General features: G+C 68.7%; 13 protein-coding genes. 10 read left to right on the top strand and 3 right to left on the bottom strand.

All coding sequences use genetic code 11. From position 1 onward, the window contains the following. The first annotated feature begins 42 nt into the window (after nucleotides 1–42). Together ABT313_RS38250 and ABT313_RS38245 are read left to right on the top strand one after the other, a co-directional pair. Nucleotides 43–3,138 (top strand): alpha-mannosidase, encoded by a 3,096-nt coding sequence (locus ABT313_RS38250; protein ID WP_350864459.1) that lies wholly within the window; start codon nucleotides 43–45, stop codon nucleotides 3,136–3,138. Nucleotides 3,139–3,142: 4 nt separating this feature from the next. Continuing rightward, nucleotides 3,143–5,251: a GMC oxidoreductase gene (locus ABT313_RS38245; protein WP_350864457.1), complete on the top strand. Its 2,109-nt coding sequence runs from the start codon at nucleotides 3,143–3,145 to the stop codon at nucleotides 5,249–5,251. Nucleotides 5,252–5,463: 212 nt separating this feature from the next. Here the strand turns inward: ABT313_RS38245 and ABT313_RS38240 are convergent, their stop codons facing one another. Beyond that, a complete protein-coding gene (locus ABT313_RS38240; protein WP_350864454.1) occupies nucleotides 5,464–6,600 on the bottom strand; it encodes a glycoside hydrolase 5 family protein in 1,137 nt (378 codons plus the stop codon). A 400-nt stretch (nucleotides 6,601–7,000) separates the two neighbouring features. Beyond that, nucleotides 7,001–7,732: a prolyl oligopeptidase family serine peptidase gene (locus tag ABT313_RS38235; protein WP_350864962.1), complete on the bottom strand. Its 732-nt coding sequence runs from the start codon at nucleotides 7,730–7,732 to the stop codon at nucleotides 7,001–7,003. Nucleotides 7,733–7,891: 159 nt separating this feature from the next. Between ABT313_RS38235 and ABT313_RS38230 the strand changes: the two genes are divergently transcribed. After that, entirely contained in the window at nucleotides 7,892–8,074 is a 183-nt protein-coding gene (locus tag ABT313_RS38230) for a hypothetical protein (RefSeq protein ID WP_350864452.1), read from the top strand. A gap of 139 nt (nucleotides 8,075–8,213) precedes the next feature. Continuing rightward, nucleotides 8,214–10,235, top strand: a complete 2,022-nt coding sequence (locus ABT313_RS38225; protein ID WP_350864450.1) for a GxGYxYP domain-containing protein — start codon at nucleotides 8,214–8,216, stop codon at nucleotides 10,233–10,235. Here the strand turns inward: ABT313_RS38225 and ABT313_RS38220 are convergent, their stop codons facing one another. After that, complete coding sequence (locus tag ABT313_RS38220; RefSeq protein ID WP_350864448.1) at nucleotides 10,236–10,856, bottom strand: AMIN-like domain-containing (lipo)protein; 621 nt, start codon at nucleotides 10,854–10,856, stop codon at nucleotides 10,236–10,238. Nucleotides 10,857–10,920: 64 nt separating this feature from the next. On the opposite strand from ABT313_RS38220, the gene ABT313_RS38215 reads away from it, so the two are divergent. The 6 genes from ABT313_RS38215 (at nucleotide 10,921) to ABT313_RS38190 (ending at nucleotide 17,448) form a co-directional block, all read left to right on the top strand. Continuing rightward, complete coding sequence (locus tag ABT313_RS38215) at nucleotides 10,921–11,712, top strand: GNAT family N-acetyltransferase (RefSeq protein ID WP_350864446.1); 792 nt, start codon at nucleotides 10,921–10,923, stop codon at nucleotides 11,710–11,712. Between the two features lie 45 nt (nucleotides 11,713–11,757). After that, entirely contained in the window at nucleotides 11,758–14,475 is a 2,718-nt protein-coding gene (locus ABT313_RS38210) for a preprotein translocase subunit SecA (protein ID WP_350864444.1), read from the top strand. 130 nt (nucleotides 14,476–14,605) lie between these two features. Beyond that, nucleotides 14,606–15,523: an aminoglycoside phosphotransferase family protein gene (locus ABT313_RS38205; protein ID WP_350864441.1), complete on the top strand. Its 918-nt coding sequence runs from the start codon at nucleotides 14,606–14,608 to the stop codon at nucleotides 15,521–15,523. A gap of 121 nt (nucleotides 15,524–15,644) precedes the next feature. After that, nucleotides 15,645–16,280 carry a VC0807 family protein gene (locus tag ABT313_RS38200; protein ID WP_350864438.1) on the top strand — a complete coding sequence of 212 codons (636 nt, stop codon included), beginning with the start codon at nucleotides 15,645–15,647 and terminating at the stop codon, nucleotides 16,278–16,280. Further along, the gene (locus ABT313_RS38195; RefSeq protein ID WP_350864435.1) at nucleotides 16,277–16,525 is read left to right on the top strand and encodes a hypothetical protein; all 249 of its coding nucleotides are present in this window, start codon (nucleotides 16,277–16,279) and stop codon (nucleotides 16,523–16,525) included. Before ABT313_RS38200 ends, ABT313_RS38195 begins: the two co-directional genes overlap by 4 nt. After that, a complete protein-coding gene (locus tag ABT313_RS38190; RefSeq protein ID WP_350864432.1) occupies nucleotides 16,522–17,448 on the top strand; it encodes a hypothetical protein in 927 nt (308 codons plus the stop codon). Before ABT313_RS38195 ends, ABT313_RS38190 begins: the two co-directional genes overlap by 4 nt. Nucleotides 17,449–17,566 lie beyond the last annotated feature (118 nt).

Genomic DNA, 17,566 nt, shown 5'->3' with positions numbered 1-17,566 from the left:
TCATCCCAAGAACGCAGGCGACCAGTACCGGAGGGCTACACCGTGCATGACAACCGCTCAGTCGTCGAGGACCGCGTGGAACAGATGCTCGTCCACCGCCTGCGGCCGGGCATTTACACCGATTCGCTCAGCCTGGACGTCGACTTCTGGCAACCGCCGGACGGGCCCGTCCCGGTCGCCGACGCGCTGGCGGCAAGCTACCAGCCCTTCGCTGTCGGCTCGAAGTGGGGACCTGCCTGGGCAACCGCGTGGTTCCGGGTCCGAGGGCGGATCCCGCAGAGTTGGTCAGGGCGACGCGTCGAGGCAGTCATCGATCTCGGCTTCACCCACCCCGAACCGGGACGGCAGGCCGAAGGACTCGTGTACGACGGCCGGGGCCGGATCGTGAAAGGGCTCGCACCCCGGACGAGCCACGTCCCCGTCGCCGGACGAGCTCGGGGCAGCGAGGACGTCCTGCTGTACGTCGAGGCGGCGGCCAATCCATGGTTGTCGGCGATGAGCGGAGTCGGAAGTCCCCGGGGCGACGTACTGACGTCGGACAGCGAACTGCTGTACCGGCTGGCCCGGGCTGACCTCGCGGTGCTGGACGAGGACATCTGGCACCTCGGCCTCGATGCCGAGGTGCTGTGGGAGCTGATGCGCGAACTACCGGTCAACGACGCGCGGCGGCACGAGATCCTCCGTGCGCTGGAGCGGATGCTGGACGTTCTCGATCTGCACGATCTGCCGGCTTCGGCGGGCCGGGCGCGGGAGGAACTCGCCGAGGTGCTCGCGCGCCCGGCGCAGGCAAGTGCGCACCACATCTCCGCCGTCGGACACGCGCACATCGACACGGCCTGGATGTGGCCGCTGCGGGAGACGGTCCGAAAATGCAGCCGTACCTTCTCCAACGTCCTGGACCTCACGCGCGACTATCCGGAACTGACGTTCGCCTGTTCACAGGCCCAGCAGTACGCGTGGATCAAGGAAAGCCAGCCCGAGCTGTACGCCCGGATCAAGGCCGCCGTCCACTCCGGAGCCTGGGAGCCGGTCGGCGGCATGTGGGTCGAGTCCGACACCTATCTGCCCGGCGGTGAGGCGCTGGCCAGGCAACTCGTCCACGGGGCGAGGTTCTTCGCCGACGAGTTCGGTCTCGAGACCGACGGGATCTGGCTCCCCGACTCCTTCGGCTACACGGCCGCGCTTCCGCAGTTGGCCAAACTGGCCGGCGCACGCTGGTGCCTGCTGATGAAGCTCAGATGGAACGACACCAACAAGTTCCCGCACAACACCTTCTGGTGGGAGGGAATCGACGGGACCCGCGTGTTCACCCACCATCCGCCGATCGACACCTACGCCTCGGCACTCACTGCGGGCGAGCTGGCTCATGCGGCGAGCACGTTCGCCGAGAAAGGCGTCGCCAGAACTTCCTTGGCCATGTTCGGGTACGGCGATGGTGGTGGCGGCCCGACCCGCGAGATGCTGGAGAAGGCTCGGCGGCTCCGCAGCCTGGAAGGATCGCCGAACGTCACGGTCGAACCGGCCGGCAGCTTCTTCGGCAAGGCGATGGCCGAGTACCCCGATGCCCCGGTGTGGTCGGGGGAGCTGTACCTCGAGTCGCACCGGGGGACCTACACCACCCAGGCGACGATGAAGGCCGGCAATCAGGTGTGTGAGCGTCTCCTCCGTGAGGCGGAGCTGTGGGCGGCGACCGCGGCTGCCAACGGCACCTTCTCCTATCCGTACGACCAGCTCGATCAGTTGTGGAAGACGGTCCTGCTGCATCAGTTCCACGACATCCTGCCGGGCACCTCGATCGCATGGGTGCATCGCGAGGCGCGTGCGGCGTACGAGAAGGCACAGACCGAGCTGGAGACGGTCATCGCGGATGCCGCCGCGGCGCTGGCCGGCACCGGCTGCAACCTGCTCAATGCCGCACCGCACGAGCGAGCTGAGATCATCGCGGTCCCGGGCGAGGAGGCGGCCGATGCGGGGACGAGGCAGGTTCTGTCGGACGGCCGGAGCGCGACCTGGGCGATGGCGCCGGCACTCGGACCTGGTACTACCTGCGACGCCCCCGCGGACCTGATACCGGTGACTGTCGCCGACCTCGTCCTCGACAACGGCCTGGTTCGCGTGTGCGTGGACGACGACGGTCTGGTCACCTCGATCTACGACCAGCCGAACTCGCGGGAGACGGTCGCCGCAGGCAGCGTTGCGAACCTGCTTCAGGTGCACCCCGACCAACCCGCGAGCTGGGACGCCTGGAATCTCGAGGGGCACTATCGGCACAGCCGGGTCGACCTCACCAAGGCCGACGCCGTCGAGATCCTCGACCAGGGACCGCTGCTCGGGTCGATACAGGTCCGGCGATCGTTCGGCCGGTCGTCGGTGACCCAGACGCTCATCCTGCGCGCCGGAAGCCGCCGTCTCGAGATCTCGACCGAGGTCGACTGGCACGAGACAGAGAAGGTGCTCAAGGCGGCGTTTCCGCTCGCGCTACACGCCACTGACGAGTCCGCGGAGATTCAGTTCGGCCATCTGCGCCGGCCGATCCACACCAACACCAGTTGGGACGCCGCCCGCTTCGAGCTGTATGCGCACCGGTGGGTTCACCTCGACGAGGCCGGCTACGGCGTCGCCGTGGTGACTGGGTCGACGTACGGCCACGACATCGAGCGCAGCGGCCGTGAGGGCGGCGGTGCCACCACCACGACACTTCGGTTGACCCTGTTGCGATCTCCGCGCAACCCCGACCCGACCTCGGACCAGGGCGTGCACCGGTTCGTCTACGCCGTGGTGCCCGGCGCGAGTGTCGCGGATGCGGTCGCCGAGGGATACGCGCTCACCATGCCGTTGCGACTGGTCGACGCCGTCGGTCAGCGCGAGCCGCTGGTGACGGTGGACAATCCGGCGGTCGTGGTGGAGTCGGTCAAACTCGCGGACGATCGCTCGGGCGACCTCGTCGTGCGGCTGTACGAGTCGCTGGGCGGTGAGGCACAAACGAAGGTGCGCAGCACCCTGCCTCTCGGCGAGGCCCACTTGGTCGACTTGCTGGAGCGGCCCATCACGAAGGTCTCCGCCACCGATGGCATCACTCACCTGGCGCTACACCCCTTCGAAATCTGCACGGTCCGCCTCTCGACCGGCGGTCGGTGAATCCGTGTCAGGCCGGCTGTCCGGGACCAGCGCCGTCCAACTCAGGGTTCTGCTCGACGTCATCGTTCCGCGCGACGAGTATCCGTCCGCCGCCGAGGCCGGTGGCGAAGACTTCGTCCGTACCGCGCTGCGCGAGCGGCCGGACTGGAGCCACCGCGTCGAAAGGGTGCTGCGGTTGATCGACGAGGCGGCACTCGCCTCGTACGGCGGCGCCTTCGGTGACATCGGGTCCGCGGCGCAGACTGCGGTGCTCGATCAGCTGACCGACGACCCCGACTACGTCTGGCTGGCCCAGCTGATCTGGGGCGGCTACCTCGCCGACGACGGCAAGGGCGGCGAACGTCAGCCGGCGTCGTGGTCGATGCTCGGCTGGCGGCCGGGACCGCAAGGCTGGCCACCACCCAGCGCGGCGACTCCAAGCAAGCTCAGCACTCCGGAGGAGCTGGCCGACTGTTATGACGTGCTTGTCATCGGATCTGGTGCGGGCGGCAGTACTGCCGCGTGCCGCCTGGCCGAGGCCGGCCGCTCCGTACTCCTCGTCGAGGCCGGCGGTTGGCCGCAGACGCCGGACCTGGCCACCGACCACCTGCGTAGTCCGCGGCTGAACTGGGGACTCACCACTCGCAGCGGTCCGGCGACGGACGGGCACCCGCGCGTCCTCGAGGACAGCAGCGGCCCGGTCGTACTGCACCCATCCGACCCGCGGTGGAGCAACAACGCGTTCACAGTCGGCGGCGGTACTCGCGTGTACGGTGCCCAGGCCTGGCGTTTCGGCCCGCTCGACTTCACGATGGCCTCGCACTATGGCGTGCCGGAGTCGAGCGCTCTGGCGGACTGGCCGTTCGGCTACGACGAACTGGAGCCGTACTACGAACAGGCGGAGTGGGAGGTCGGTGTCAGCGGCGAAGTGGACAACAGCCCCTATGCGGGCATCCGGAAGCGGGCGCTGCCGATGCCGCCCTTGCCCACCGGTCCCGCGTACGCGGCGCTCGTTGCCGGTGCCGGCCACCTCGGCTGGGACACAGTGACCGTCCCGCTGCTGATCAACTCGACGGCCTACCTCGGCCGGCCCGCCTGCCGGCAGTGCGCGATGTGCGTCGGCTTCGCGTGTCCGGTCGACGCGAAGAACGGCAGCCAGAACACCATGCTCGTGCGTGCCCTGGCGACCGGACGCTGCCACGTCCTGACCGAGACGTGGGCCCGGCGTCTGATCGTCGGCCGCGCAGGCCGGGTGGAGCGCGTCTCCCTCGTCGGTGAGCGTCAGGGGCGACGGTGGACGCGCGAGGTCGCCGCCGGTGAGTTCGTGCTGGCTGCGGGGGCGATCGAGTCCGCCCGGCTGCTGCTGAATTCGGCGCACGACCGGGAGCCGGCCGGACTCGGCAACGCCACCGACCAGGTCGGACGCTACCTGCAAGGGCACGCGTACGCCGGCGCCATCGGCCTGTTCGACGACCCGATCGAGGACCTGATCGGCCCCGGGCCTTCGGTGGCGGTCACCGGATTCCGGCACGACAACGAGTTCGTGATCGGTGGAGGCATTCTCACCAAGGACTTCGTGCCCACGCCCGCGAACACGTTCCGGTACCTGTCCGGAGCCGGTCTGGTCGGCCTGCACGGACGTGCTGCCAAACATGGTCTGCGGACGTTGGCTCCACGGATGATGCGCGTGATGGGTCCGATCCAGGAGGTCACCACGGCCTCGGCCCGGGTCCGCATCGATCCAGCCGTCAAGGACAGGTTCGGTGTCCCGGTCGTACGGCTGAGTGGCGACCTGCACCCGGAGGATCATCGCGGCCAGGCGTTCCTGTCCGAACGGTCCGCCGAATGGCTGCGGGCATCGGGAGCCACGACGGTGCTCCGGCTGGCCGGAGCCCGGCCGTCCGGGCCGAGCGGGGGGCAGCATCAGGCCGGTACGACGCGGATGGGTGAGTCCCCGGCGGTCTCGGTCACCGATCCCTTCGGACGGATCTGGGGCCACCCGAACGTGCGCGTCGCCGATGGCGGGCTGCACGTGACCAACGGCGGCGTCAATCCGGTACTCACCATCTTCGCCAACGCGTTGCGCGTCGTCGACCACATGATCACCGGCACCACCGGACGAAGCCGCCGTTGATTTCTACTGACCGCCCGGTCGCGTGCTCAAGGCGTCGCGAGCACGAGGTGTCGGCAGTCGTCCAGCAGGCCCTGACAACGTTCGGACAGACCTCGCAATACCGCCCGGGGAACGTGGGCGAGGTCGAACTCGACAGGCCCCGGCGACCCGAGCGATCGGACGTCTCCGTTACCCGGTCGGGCTACTTCGCGTTCTGGTCCTGTCCCTGGTATTTACGGGGCCAGGAGTATCTGCGGGGGACGTCCGTCGACCCAGCTCTGCGCCCACCGAGCGGCGAAGTCGTGGTCGGCAGGTGCGTCACCCGCCAGGACCACTTGGCCAGCCGCCGGCCGCGGGCTCGAGGCGTTCCGGAGTTCGGCGACGACGTCGGTGAAGCGGCGCCCGACGGGCTTGAGGCGGTTGTGGACGTCCAACAGTCCGAGTTCGTACTCGACGGAGTTGAAGCCACTGTGTTCCCTCCTGATGTCGTGCGATGCCCACCACGACAGCCCGGCGACACCGGGGACCGAGAGCGCGTGCCGGAGCAGTCGCTCGGTGGCGTGTTCGACGTCGACCTCCGACACCCATTCGGGGGCGACACCGATTTCCTGGATCCAGATCGGTCGCGCAGTCGCCTGGTGCGCGGCTGCCACCTGCGCCAGGTACGCGCCGATCGCCCACGCCTTGTCGTCGTGCTCGCCGAAGTGGTCGAGGAAGCCGCTGAAGTAGGGCCAGGCATGCACGGTCGTCACGTCGAGTTCGTTGGCGAGCAGAGCACGGCTGAAGCCGACCTTCGTCGTAGTCCACGGTTGGTGGTCCGCGCCGAGGACGACGGGCAGGCCGGGTGCCGCGGCGCCAACAGCGGCGATCATCTGTCGCGCCCAGTTGTCGAGATCGTGGCCGGTGACGGGCTCACGCTCGCTGCCGACCAGCATGTTGGGTTCGTTGCCGAGGTCGACGCCCGCGCCGGCCGGGTGCTCGGCGACGACCCCGGCGACGGCGTCGAGCAAGTTCGTCGCCGCGGAGATTGCCAGCGAATCGGTGAAGACGTTCCGGTCGTGCATCCACGCCGGCCGGAACACCCAGCCGCTGAGGAATCCGTTCAGCACGGTTACCCAGACATCGAGCCCCACGTCGTGCGCGCGATCGAGCACGGTCGACAGTCTCTTCAGCGCGATCGGGGACACCGAGGTGGGGAAGGGCTGGAAGACCGGCCACAGGCACTGGATCCGAATGTGGTCGCAGCCGAGACTCGCGATGGCGGCCAGGTCATCGGCGATCGAGGCCTCGTCGAAGTCGACCCACGCGTTCCACCACTGTTCGCGGGGAACGTAGTTGACCCCGACGACGGGCCGGTCAGGATTCTGCATGTGCTCTCCAGGTGATGAGCTGTCCATGTTCGGAGATTCGGGTCTGGAGCTTGGGACGTCGAGCAACTGTACGTCCGTCTGCCGTGTAGGCCTGGACTGCGGCCACTGCGGCGGACTCGGCGAGGATGCAGAAGACCGACTCCATCCGGGTCGCGGAGTACGCAATGTGGCCGGCGGACAGGCAGCTGGGACGAGAAGGTTGCCGCACTCAACCTGTTTCGCGATAACCGCACAGTACGGGACCGGATACGGGCGTCCGGTACCCAGCGGGCTCGTGGCGACAACTACCGAATGCGCGCGCGGTGCGTCCTCGCCCCGAAGGCCATCGGCGGGCTCGGGGTAGGTGCTGCGCGGTGCTCGAGCAACTCAAGCAAACTCAGATCCCCTTCTGCGAAGGGTTTCAGGGCGATCCGGCAGCCAGTTGGCGCGTGAAGAACTGCGCGGCTTCGTCCGCGACGTCGTACCAGACCTGTCCGTCGTACGGCGCGTCCGGATCATCGAGGAGGTTGTGGTGTCCGCCGGGGATGGGGAGCAGACGGCTGTCTGTGCCTGCGGCGAGGAGGGCGCGGTGGAGTAGCTCGGCTTGTTCGTAGGGGACTGTCTCGTCGGAGGTCCCGTGGATGATCAGGTACGGGGGGGCGCCGGCCCGCACGTGGGCGACCGGGCTCGCTGCCGACAACCGGCTCGTCTCGCCGCCGACCAACGCCATAACGGGGGAGGGGCGGTCGATGTGCATCTCACCGCCTCCGCGAGTGAGATCGCTGGGTCCGCTGATTGTCACAACCGCTTGTACGGCGGCACCCTGCGAGCTGCTGAGACCCGCCATAGACGCCAGGTGCCCGCCGGCCGACTGGCCCCACACCCCGATGTGATCACCATCGACCGGCAGACCGAGGGGGTTGCGCCGTAGCCAGCTCACGGCAGCCTGCACGTCCTCCAACTGCGCCGGGAACACAGCCTGCCCGCTGTGCCGCACCGAAATCCCAACAGCCAGAAACCCGGCCCGAGCCATCGCCGGCCCCACGAACGGCAACATCGCCGCCCGCCGATCCCCAGGCCCCCACCCCGGACATCCGTCGACTCGCACGGCAACCGGCATCGGTGAACTCGCCGACGGCGTCGCCCAAACCACATCCAGACACAACTCGGCTCCGCCATGACTCGCGTAGCAAATGTCCAGCAGGCAGGTCAGATCCGAAGCCGTCACCGATCCACCGTCGCAGCATCCCGAACCACATTTCCAGAGCGACGAAGCCTGGTGTACCGCGGAGCGATCCTTCAAAGTGCACTCATGTCGAGTGTGGTCTATGACGGTTTGGCCGGGGCCGTGATCGGAGCGGTGATCGGCTTCCGCAAGTGGCGGCAGTACGCCGCGATCAAGAAGACGGTCGAAGCCGATGAGGTGCGTGCCGCCGAGGAATCACTGGACACCGGGGACGACCCGCCGGCCGAACCACCTGTCGACCCCAGGTGACACGCAGCCGGAACCACCGGTGCCGGAAACGATTCCAGATTCTTGGGCCAACGTTGTAACGAGCTATGTACACACGGTCCTGGCGTTGCTACTGTCCGGCCTGATTTGACATCGATGTCAACCTCAGGGAGTGGTCACGATGGTTTCGAGACGAGCGTTCCTGGCGGGCAGCGGTGCGGTGACGGTGGGAGGTCTCGGGTTCGTTCCGGGGCTCGCAACCTCAGCGCAGGCTGCGGTTTCATCGACGTCCGGCAGCCCCGCCCGGCTGCTGCCGGTGTTCAACCGCCCGAAACACCTGGATTACGGCGACGTCAGCAAACTCAGCGGGGGAGACCAGACCCTGCTGACAACGTTGCAAGGCATCGTCAACCGTACCGAGCCGGAGTTGTACTTCATCTACGACACCGGGACGCAGAGCGTGCCGGACGCCAAATGGCTGACCGACCTGCACCTGCCGACCAAGCTGTACAAGAACCCGCTGGACCTGGTCGCGAAGTACCGCAACCGGGTCCGCGGCGCGATCGTCTACGACCCCGCCGTACCCGACTCGCTCAACGTCGCCACGACGCTGGCCGGGCTGGAGAACGCCGTCGTCGCGGACGCCGATCAGGCGAAGGCGTACGGCCTGAAGATCGTGAAGGACCTGCGCGGGATGTTCGACGACGACCGCGTGAAGACGTACCGGTGGCAGCTCGACAACCTGTTCCCGCGCGTCACCAAGCAACTGCTGGCCGGTCTGCCGCCGACCCGCGTCGTGAACGTCGAGGACGTGCAGTGGCTCGAGATCGCCCGCGAGACCCAGCAGATCCGCGACTCGTCGAACCGCGGCAACTACGACCTCGACGTCTCCGCCAAGCTCGGCAAGGAGAAGGTGTTCGTCCGGTTCCAGGACTCGTTCACCAACGACGGCTGGGGTCCGTCGGTGTCCGAGGTCTGGGTGAAGGCGAACGGCACCGAGATCGCGCATTTCAAGCCGAACACCCCCGACGAGGTGCCGTACCTGTTCGACGGCGCCAACTCGAGCATCGGCGGCGAGGCCAACCGGTTCAGCGACGGCGGCGGCTACTTCATCTACGGCTTCGAACCGCCCGCGGGTACGACGTCCCTCGTCGTCACCGTGACGATGTGGAACCAGTACCTCGTCACCGCGACCGACACCGCGCCGACCCGGATCGAGCCGTTCCCGTACTTCCGCGACTACGTGGTAGCCACCAAGGCCCTGGTGAGCTGGCTGCCGCCGGGCGGCGAGACGGGCGACCTGCTGATCGAGCATTACGCCAAGTGGCCCACGCTCGCGCCGTACATGGGCTGGTTCGCGAACGACGTCTCCGGTGAGTGGGACGGCGTTGACCTCGCGAGCAAGGGCGGTTCGCCGGTCGTCGCGGCGGACTTCTACATGAACGGCACGGTCCACGCCGGCACGGCCGCGCCGATCTCTCCGACGCCCCGGCCGGTACGGCGGATCAGTAAGCCGAAGAACAAGGTCTACCTGACGCTGACCTTCGGTGAGGGCGACAACATCCAGTACTGCCAGCGCCGGCTGCGCGACATCTGGGACGACCCGAAGCGCGGCGAAGTACCGACCAACTGGACCATCAGCCCGTTGCTGGCCGAGGCCGGTCCGAACATCTACAGCCACTACCAGCGCACCGCGACCGCCAACGACCTCCTGGTCTGCGGCCCGTCCGGCGGCGGCTACACCTACCCCGTGTCGTGGCAGGCCAACGAGATCACGCAGTACCTGAAGATGAGCGGCGACTTCATGCGTCGTACCGGTCTGGACGTCGTGTACGCCTACAGCGGCCGGCAGGACGACAAGTGGGTGCTGCTCCCCGAGGCGATCGCCAAGGGGTACGCCGACTACACGCCGCTCAAGGGGATCATGCAGACCTGGGACGGCGACACACTCGCCGTCCGCCAGGGCGGTCTGCCGGTCACCGGGAACTGGGGCGCGCCCGGCAACGCGGCCGAGTACAAGACCGCGCTCGACCAGAAGATCGCCAACTGGGACGGTGCGAGCCCGCTGTTCATCTCGGGCGGCATCGGCGCGTGGAACTGGACGCCGTCCGACATGGCCGAACTCGCACCGCTACTCACCGACCCCTATGAGCTGGTCCTCGCCAACACCTTCTACGACCTGCTCAACAGGGTGCTCCCGTAGTTACCAGCGGTGGGCGACGTCCACCACCAACCGGGCGCCCGTGCCCGGCCCCGTCAGCGTGAACACGCGGAACGGGAGCCGGGCGCGGACCCCCAGTCCGACCGTGGTCTGCCCCTCGAAGCTGCCCGCGAACGCAACCTGCCGGAACGTGCTGTACCCGGCCACGTTCGTCAGCTCACGCGGGTTGCGAGGGGCGTACGTGGTCTTGCCGGTGTTGATGTTGTACGCCGGTGCCCGCACGACGATCTGCAGCCGCGAACCGCCCCGGAGCGGGACCAGGGTCCCGGAGCCGTCCTGGCGGACGCTGCTCACGTAGCGAACGTCGTACCCGGTGGCTCCGCCGGTCAGGTCGATGACGAGCCGGTCGTAGCAGGCGTGGCGTCCGCTGCGGACGTTGGTGACCGTTGTCGGCACGCTGGTCAGCGGCGAACGGACGTGGTTGTTCACCTCGGGCAGCGAGCCCCAGCCGCGCGGGCAGGACGCGGCAGTCGTCGTGGCGGAGGCGGTTTGGGGGGCGGTGGACGATCCGGTCAGGGCCGGCGCGGCGAACGCGGCGGCGGGGACTGCCATCACTGCGAGTGCGGCGAGGATCGTCTTTCGGGAAATGCGGTGGATGTTCATGGTGTCCCCCCTTCTCAGGACAATTTGTTAGACGCCGGAGTCCTGCTATTGGTTGACTGCGCAGATGACGCCTGACGAGCTGCTCGATGTGTTCCACCGCCGGATCCGGCTACCGGACGCGGACGCGATTCCCGGTTGGAAGCAGGAACACGAGGGCCTGGTGCATCGCTCGTACGTCGAAGGTCCCGAGGGCGCTGGTTTCGTCGAGACGCCGCGCGGGCTGGGGGACGACCCGGACGCGGTGATCGAGCAGGAGTTGGCGTTCTTCCGCGAGCGCGGGCTGCCGTTCGAGTGGAAGACCTACGCGTACGACGAACCGGCCGATCTGGGGGGGCGGCTGGTGAAGGCGGGCTTCAGCAAGCAGGACCCGGAGACGCTGATCCTCGGGGAGGTGGACCGGATCCTCGAGCGGCCTTCGGCGCTGCCGTCGAAGGTGCGGTTGCGGGAGGCCGACGGACCAGAGGACTTCCACCGGATCGCCGTACTGACCGACACGCTCTGGGACAGCGGGCTGGCGCGCATCGTGGAGCAGTTGCAGGGCGAGGCGCGGATGTTCCCGGACCGGTTGTCCGTGTTCCTGGTCGAGGACGTGCTGAAGCAGGGGCCGGCGGTGTCGGCCGCGTGGATCCGGTTCCACCCCGGCACCGGGTTCGCGAGTCTGTGGGGCGGCGGGACGCTCCCGGAGTGGCGCCGCCAGGGGCTGTACAGCGCGCTGCTCGTCCACCGCGCGCGGCTGGCGAAGGAGCGCGGGTACGAATTCCTCCGCGTCGACGCCTCCGAGGACTCACGCCCGATCCTGCAGAAGCTGGGTCTCCACGCAGTTACAACCACCACGCCGTACGAGTGGACACCGTGACCTGACGAGCGGAACGACCGGTTGAGGCTGTACGTTGCCTGCATCATGGCCCTGAAAATCGCTTCTCGCTTCCGCCGGCTGCTGCAGCGCCCCGGCTCGATCGATCTCGGCCCGTACGAACGGCTCACCCAGCTGGTCGGCGAGGCGGAGGAATCGGTCCAGTCCCTGACCGACGAAGAGCTCACCGAGGCGGCCACGGAGCTGCGGACGACCGGTGGCCTGCACGAGGACGAGCAGATCGAGTTCCTCGCGCTGGCCCGGGACGCGGGCAAGCGGGCGCTCGGCGAGCGGGCCTTCGACGGTCAGGTCGTCGGCGCGCTGGCGATGCTGCAGGGCCGGGTCGTCGAGATGGCGACCGGTGAGGGCAAGACGCTGGCCGGTGCGATCGCCGCCGCCGGGTACGCGATCGGCGGCCGCAAGGTGCACGTGCTGGCGGTCAACGACTACCTGGCCAAGCGCGACGCCGAGTGGATGGGCCCGGTGTACGAGCTCCTCGGTGTCACCGTGTCGCACGTCGGCCAGGTGTCGACGCCGGAGGAGCGGCGCGAGGCGTACCAGGCCGAGGTCTGCTACGTGCCGGTCAACGAGATCGGGTTCGACGTACTGCGGGACCGGCTCGTCACCAACGTCGACGACAGGGTCACGGTCGACGCGGACGTGGCGCTCGTGGACGAGGCCGACTCGGTCCTGATCGACGAGGCCCGCGTACCGATGGTGCTCGCCGGCGCGACCCGGTCCGAAGCGCTGGACGACGACGTGGTCCAGCTGGTCCGGACGCTGCGGGCCGGCGTCGACTACGAGATCGACGGCGACGGGCGCACCGTCGCGCTGACCGACCGCGGCACCGACAAGGTCGAGAAGGCCCTCGGCGCAGCAGCCGAAGCGGCAGCTGCGGAGGCGGCAGCCGAAGCGGCGGCGGCTGAAGCGGCGGCGGCTGAGGAGTCGTCGGTAGCTGATGAGGTCGTGACCGACGAGCAGGCGACCGACTCCGCGGTCGACGAGTCGGCTGATGAGGCGGCGGATGAGTCGGACGACGATGCGGCCGGTGACTCGGAGGCCGACTCGGCGGAGGCTGAATCGGAGGCTGAATCGGAGGCTGCTGAACCCGAGCCCGCGCCCGAGTTCAACCTGTACGCGGACGAGAACCTGGACCGGCTGACCCAGATCAACGTCGCGCTGCACGCCGAGGTGCTGCTGCGCCGTGACGTCGACTACCTGGTCCGCGACGGCAAGGTCAGCCTGATCAACAACAACCGCGGCCGGGTCGCCAAGCTGCAGCGCTGGCCCGACGGTCTGCAGGCTGCGGTCGAGGCCAAGGAGGCCGTGCCGATCAGCGACTCCGGTGAGGTGCTGGACAGCATCACCGTGCAGGCGCTGGTCAAGCGGTACAAGACGCTGTGCGGCATGACCGGTACGGCGGTGGTCGTCGGGGAGTCGCTGCAGGAGTTCTACGAGGTCGACGTGGCCGTCGTACCCCCGAACACGCCCAACGTCCGCAAGGACGACCCCGACCGCCTGTACCTGACGGTCGAGCAGAAGAACGAGGCGCTGGTCAAGCACATCGGCGTCGTCCACGAGTCCGGCCGGCCGATCCTGATCGGCACGCACAGCGTCGAGGAGTCCGAGCAGCTCAGCGACAAGCTCGAGGCGGCCGAGATCGAGCACGTCGTACTGAACGCGAAGAACGACGCCGAAGAGGCGGCGATCATCGCCGAGGCCGGCGTGCCCGGGACCGTGACGGTGTCGACGCAGATGGCCGGCCGCGGTACGGACATCCGGCTCGGCGGACGCGACGAGACGCACGACAAGGAGAAGGCCCTCGAGCTCGGCGGCCTGTACGTGATCGGCACCGGCCTGCACGCCTCGCGCCGGCTCGACGACCAGCTGCGTGGACGCGCCGGCCGTCAGGGCGACCCGGGTGGGACGCTGTTCTTCGCGTCGCTCGCGGACGAACTGGTCACGCGGTACTCCGTTTCGTCCGGCCTGCGCCCGCACCCCGACGACACCGGGCGGCTGACCGACCGCAAGTCGATCGGCATGCTCGAGCACGCGCAGCGCGTCGCCGACGGCGCGAACGCCGAGCTGCACCGGACCACCTGGCAGTACAACCGCCTCACCGGCCAGCAGCGGGCGATCCTGCTGGAGACCCGCGAGAAGGTGCTGACCGACGACCTGGCCGCGACCGAGCTCGCCGAGCGGGCCAAGGAGCGGTACGACGAACTGGTCGACGAGGTCGGCGAGGACGTCGTGAAGGCCGCCGCGCGACGGATCGCACTCGGTCATCTGGACCGGCGGTGGACCGACCACCTGGCGTACCTCGCGGACCTGCGCGAAGGCATCCACCTGCGGTCGCTGGCCGGCGGCATCGTGCACCTGAAGCCGATCGACGAGTTCAACAAGTCGGCGATCGCGTCGTTCGACTCGCTGATCGAGGACGCCTGGAAGGACGCGGCCGAGACCTTCGGTACGGCGGAGATCACCGCCGAGGGCCTCGACGAGGAGGCCAGCGGAATCCCGCGGCCGACCGCGACCTGGACGTACCTGGTCAACGACAACCCGTTCGGCACCGAGGCCGACCGCATCCTCGGCCGCCTACGCAACGCCATCAAGCCCGAGTCGGCCGCCGAGCCCGAGGAGATCCTCACCGAGGAATTCGACGAGGCCGACCTCCCCGAAGAACTCCGCGACGCCGACGACGACGAGGACCTCCCCGAAGAACTCCGCGACGCGGACGACGAGGCGAAGCCGGACAAGAAGAACTAAGATAGAGATTTAGAGTGGTGGCTGGCTTAGGTGATCGGCCGCAAGGCAAGCGGCCGGTACGGTGCTCGACCAGGCGCTCCGTCGGCATGCGTCATAAAGTCATGAGATGGCGGGAGCACACCCAGGCAGGATGCCGAGTGACCAGGTTCTGCGCTGGGCGGCCGAGGCGGTTGGCGGGACGAGCGTCGTTTCGTCCGAGGGCCTGACCCGCGGCGAGCACCGCCCTTCGGGCACGTTCCGCCTGGGAATCGAAGGACCGGCGGCCTGGGCCAGGGACGTGATCTTGAAGATCCCTGTCCGGGGATGGATCGCCGCCGCGTGGGTGATCACGAACGCACGCGCGCTTCAGTTGGCCGAGACTCATGGCCTGGCCGCGCCGCGGCTGATCGCTGCGGATCTCGACGGGAAGGCGAGCGGAACCGTCGCCACTCTGGAGACCGTCCTGCCCGGCAGCGCCGGTCTCTCGCCGACGGTTTCGGTCGCCCGGCTCCGCGAAGCGGGAGCGGCCCTTGCCAGGGTCCACGCCTTCAGGCTGGTTCCGCAGGCCCATCTGCCATACCGGCCCCGGCCGTGCGCCGTCGACGACCGCGCCGACGAACGCCGGCGGGGCCTGATGCCGACCACTCCTTTGCTGCAGCAGGCCGACGAGCGGGTCAGGTCGCACGGGATGCCGGCAGGCGGGTCGGTGTTCGTGCATGGTGACGCCTGGGGCGGCAACATGCTGTGGGAGGGTGACCGTTGCGTTGCGCTGATCGACTGGAATACAGCCGGGGTTGGTAATCCGGGCGTCGATCTCGGCAGCCTGCGGATGCAGATGACCCTTCAGTACGGCCAGGACGCGCCGTCCCATGTGTTGGAGGGCTGGGAGCGGCAGGCGGGCCGGGAGGCAGTCGGCGTGCCCTACTGGGATGCCGTGGCCGCGTTGAACACGCCGACGGTGATGGACGGTTGGGCGGGATTCGCCGACGACGGTAGCCTCCTGGGCGCCGCTGCCGTCACCGAACGGCGCGACGCTTTCCTTCGCACCGCTCTCAGTCAGTGGTCATAAAGTGGTCGCGCGTGCCGAAACCGACGCTGCTCTCCACTTGGGGGCCTGTAAGACTTTGGTCTAGGGGCGGACAGCCGTCGGCTCGATGCCGGACGGCGGCTGGTGGCCTGATGCTCAGGGCATGCCTCGTACGCGCAAAGGCCGCTGGCTCCTCGTCGTCGACATCGCCGTCCCACTCGCCCTCTACTACGGTCTCAAGGCGCTCGGCGTCAGCGACCTGGTCGCGCTGCTCGCCGGCGTCGTACCGGGACTGATCAGCTCTGCGGTCTCGCTGGTACGTGAGCGCCGTACGGACCTGCTCGGCATGGTGGTCGTGGTCAGCATGGTCGCCAGCACGGTTGTGGCGGTCATCGGCGGCGACGCGCGCCTGCTGCTTGTCCGGAACGCGTGGATCAGCCTGCCGTTCGCCGGCATCAACCTCTGGTCGCTGCGGCATCCGCAGCCGCTGACCTACACCTTCACCAAGGCGTTCATGCCGCGCCGGGGCGAGCTGATGGATCAGCTCTGGGAGACGAACGCTCGTTTCCGCGAGGCCTGGAAGTGGATCACGGTCTGGTGGGGGATCGCGTCGATCATCGATGCGATCATCCGGGTCGTCCTCGCGTACACACTGCCGATCTCGGTCGTGCCGGCCACCGACCCGGTCATCACCGCGGTCACGATCGTCGTCCTCCAGATCCCGACCATCGTCCTCCTCCGCCGCAGCGGCACATACCACCAGGTGTTCGCCCCTCGGCGTCCTACAGTCGTCGGATGACGGACAACGTTTCGCAGGAGCGCATGCGTGAGTTGGTCGACGCAGGTGCGGCGACGCCGATGCTCGCCGGGACGGAGGTCGGTCCGACCTGGTACGCGGGCCGCTGGTGGTACGTCCCGGTCGACGCCGCCGAGGACGCCGACTACCAGCCGGCCGACCCGGAGAAGTCCGAACGGTTCGACAGCCTCCGTCGCCGGGCCGAGGCCGTCGAGCGGGTACAGGCGGAGTTGGACGGCCGGCAATGACCCCGCGGGCCGAGCTGCGTGAGCCGAGCCGCGACGAGCTCGCCGCCGCGCAACAGGTGGTGGACCTGTTCGCGGCCGAGGCGCTGCTGGCCCTGGACCGGTACGAGCGGTCCTTCCCGGCTGCGGCGACCGACAAGCCCCGGCGTACGGCGGATCGGCTCGCGCACTGGTGGCGCCGGCTGGACGTGGACGACGTACGCCTGGATCCGGACGGGACGGACGCCGAGCAGATCCTCGCGAAGGCGGTCGAGATGTCCGTCGACCCGGACAACGAGTGGGGCGTGAGCCTCGAGGAGGCCTCCGCACAGGCCGTGAACCAGGCCTCGATCGAGGGCCGGACGCTACCGGTCAGCAGCATCGCGGACCTCAGGCAACAGTTCGAGGACGCGTACGGCGGGCGCGCGGACGTGCCTGCCCGCGACGACGAGTGGCTGGCTCAGTCGCTGACCCGGTTCACCCGCGCGAGCGTGCTGCGGGACGTGGTCGCCGAGGGGGCGCACGTCAGGGTGAGCGGACCGCTGCGGGAGGCCGCCGACGACCTCGTGCGGCAGGGGCAGCAGTTGATGGACGACCGGATGGACCTCGCCCGGCGCCAGGAGGCACCGGTCAGCCGGCGTGAAGTCATCCTCCGGCAGGCGCGGATGACCTCGGCGTTCTTCACCTACAGCCTGGCGGTCAACCTGACCGGCGCCCCGCTATGGGCGGAACTGGCGATGAAGGCGCCCGCGGTGGCGGCGTACGTGAAAGGCACAACCGACGCCTGGCTGGACCACAGCAACACAGTCGCCACCCGACTCGACCCCGCTCAGGCCCAACTCCGCTCCGTCCGCAAGAACCTCACCGACGGCCTGGACACCCCACCCCCCACCACCCGCCGCGACACCCGCTCCCTCCGAACCCCCCGCCCCACCCGCGACCGCTGATTCCAGCGCCGTCGGGCGCGGGTGGCGAGGTCGGCGTCTGAGGGGTTGACCCCTTGGGTTGGGGCCTCGGATTTGGGGGCCGAACCCGCGTGCTGAGGGTTGGCCCCTCAGATGGGGA

The organism is Kribbella sp. NPDC000426 (genome assembly GCF_040300265.1).
In the GTDB taxonomy this organism is placed as follows: domain Bacteria; phylum Actinomycetota; class Actinomycetes; order Propionibacteriales; family Kribbellaceae; genus Kribbella.
This window is presented reverse-complemented; position numbering and strand designations above follow the sequence as displayed.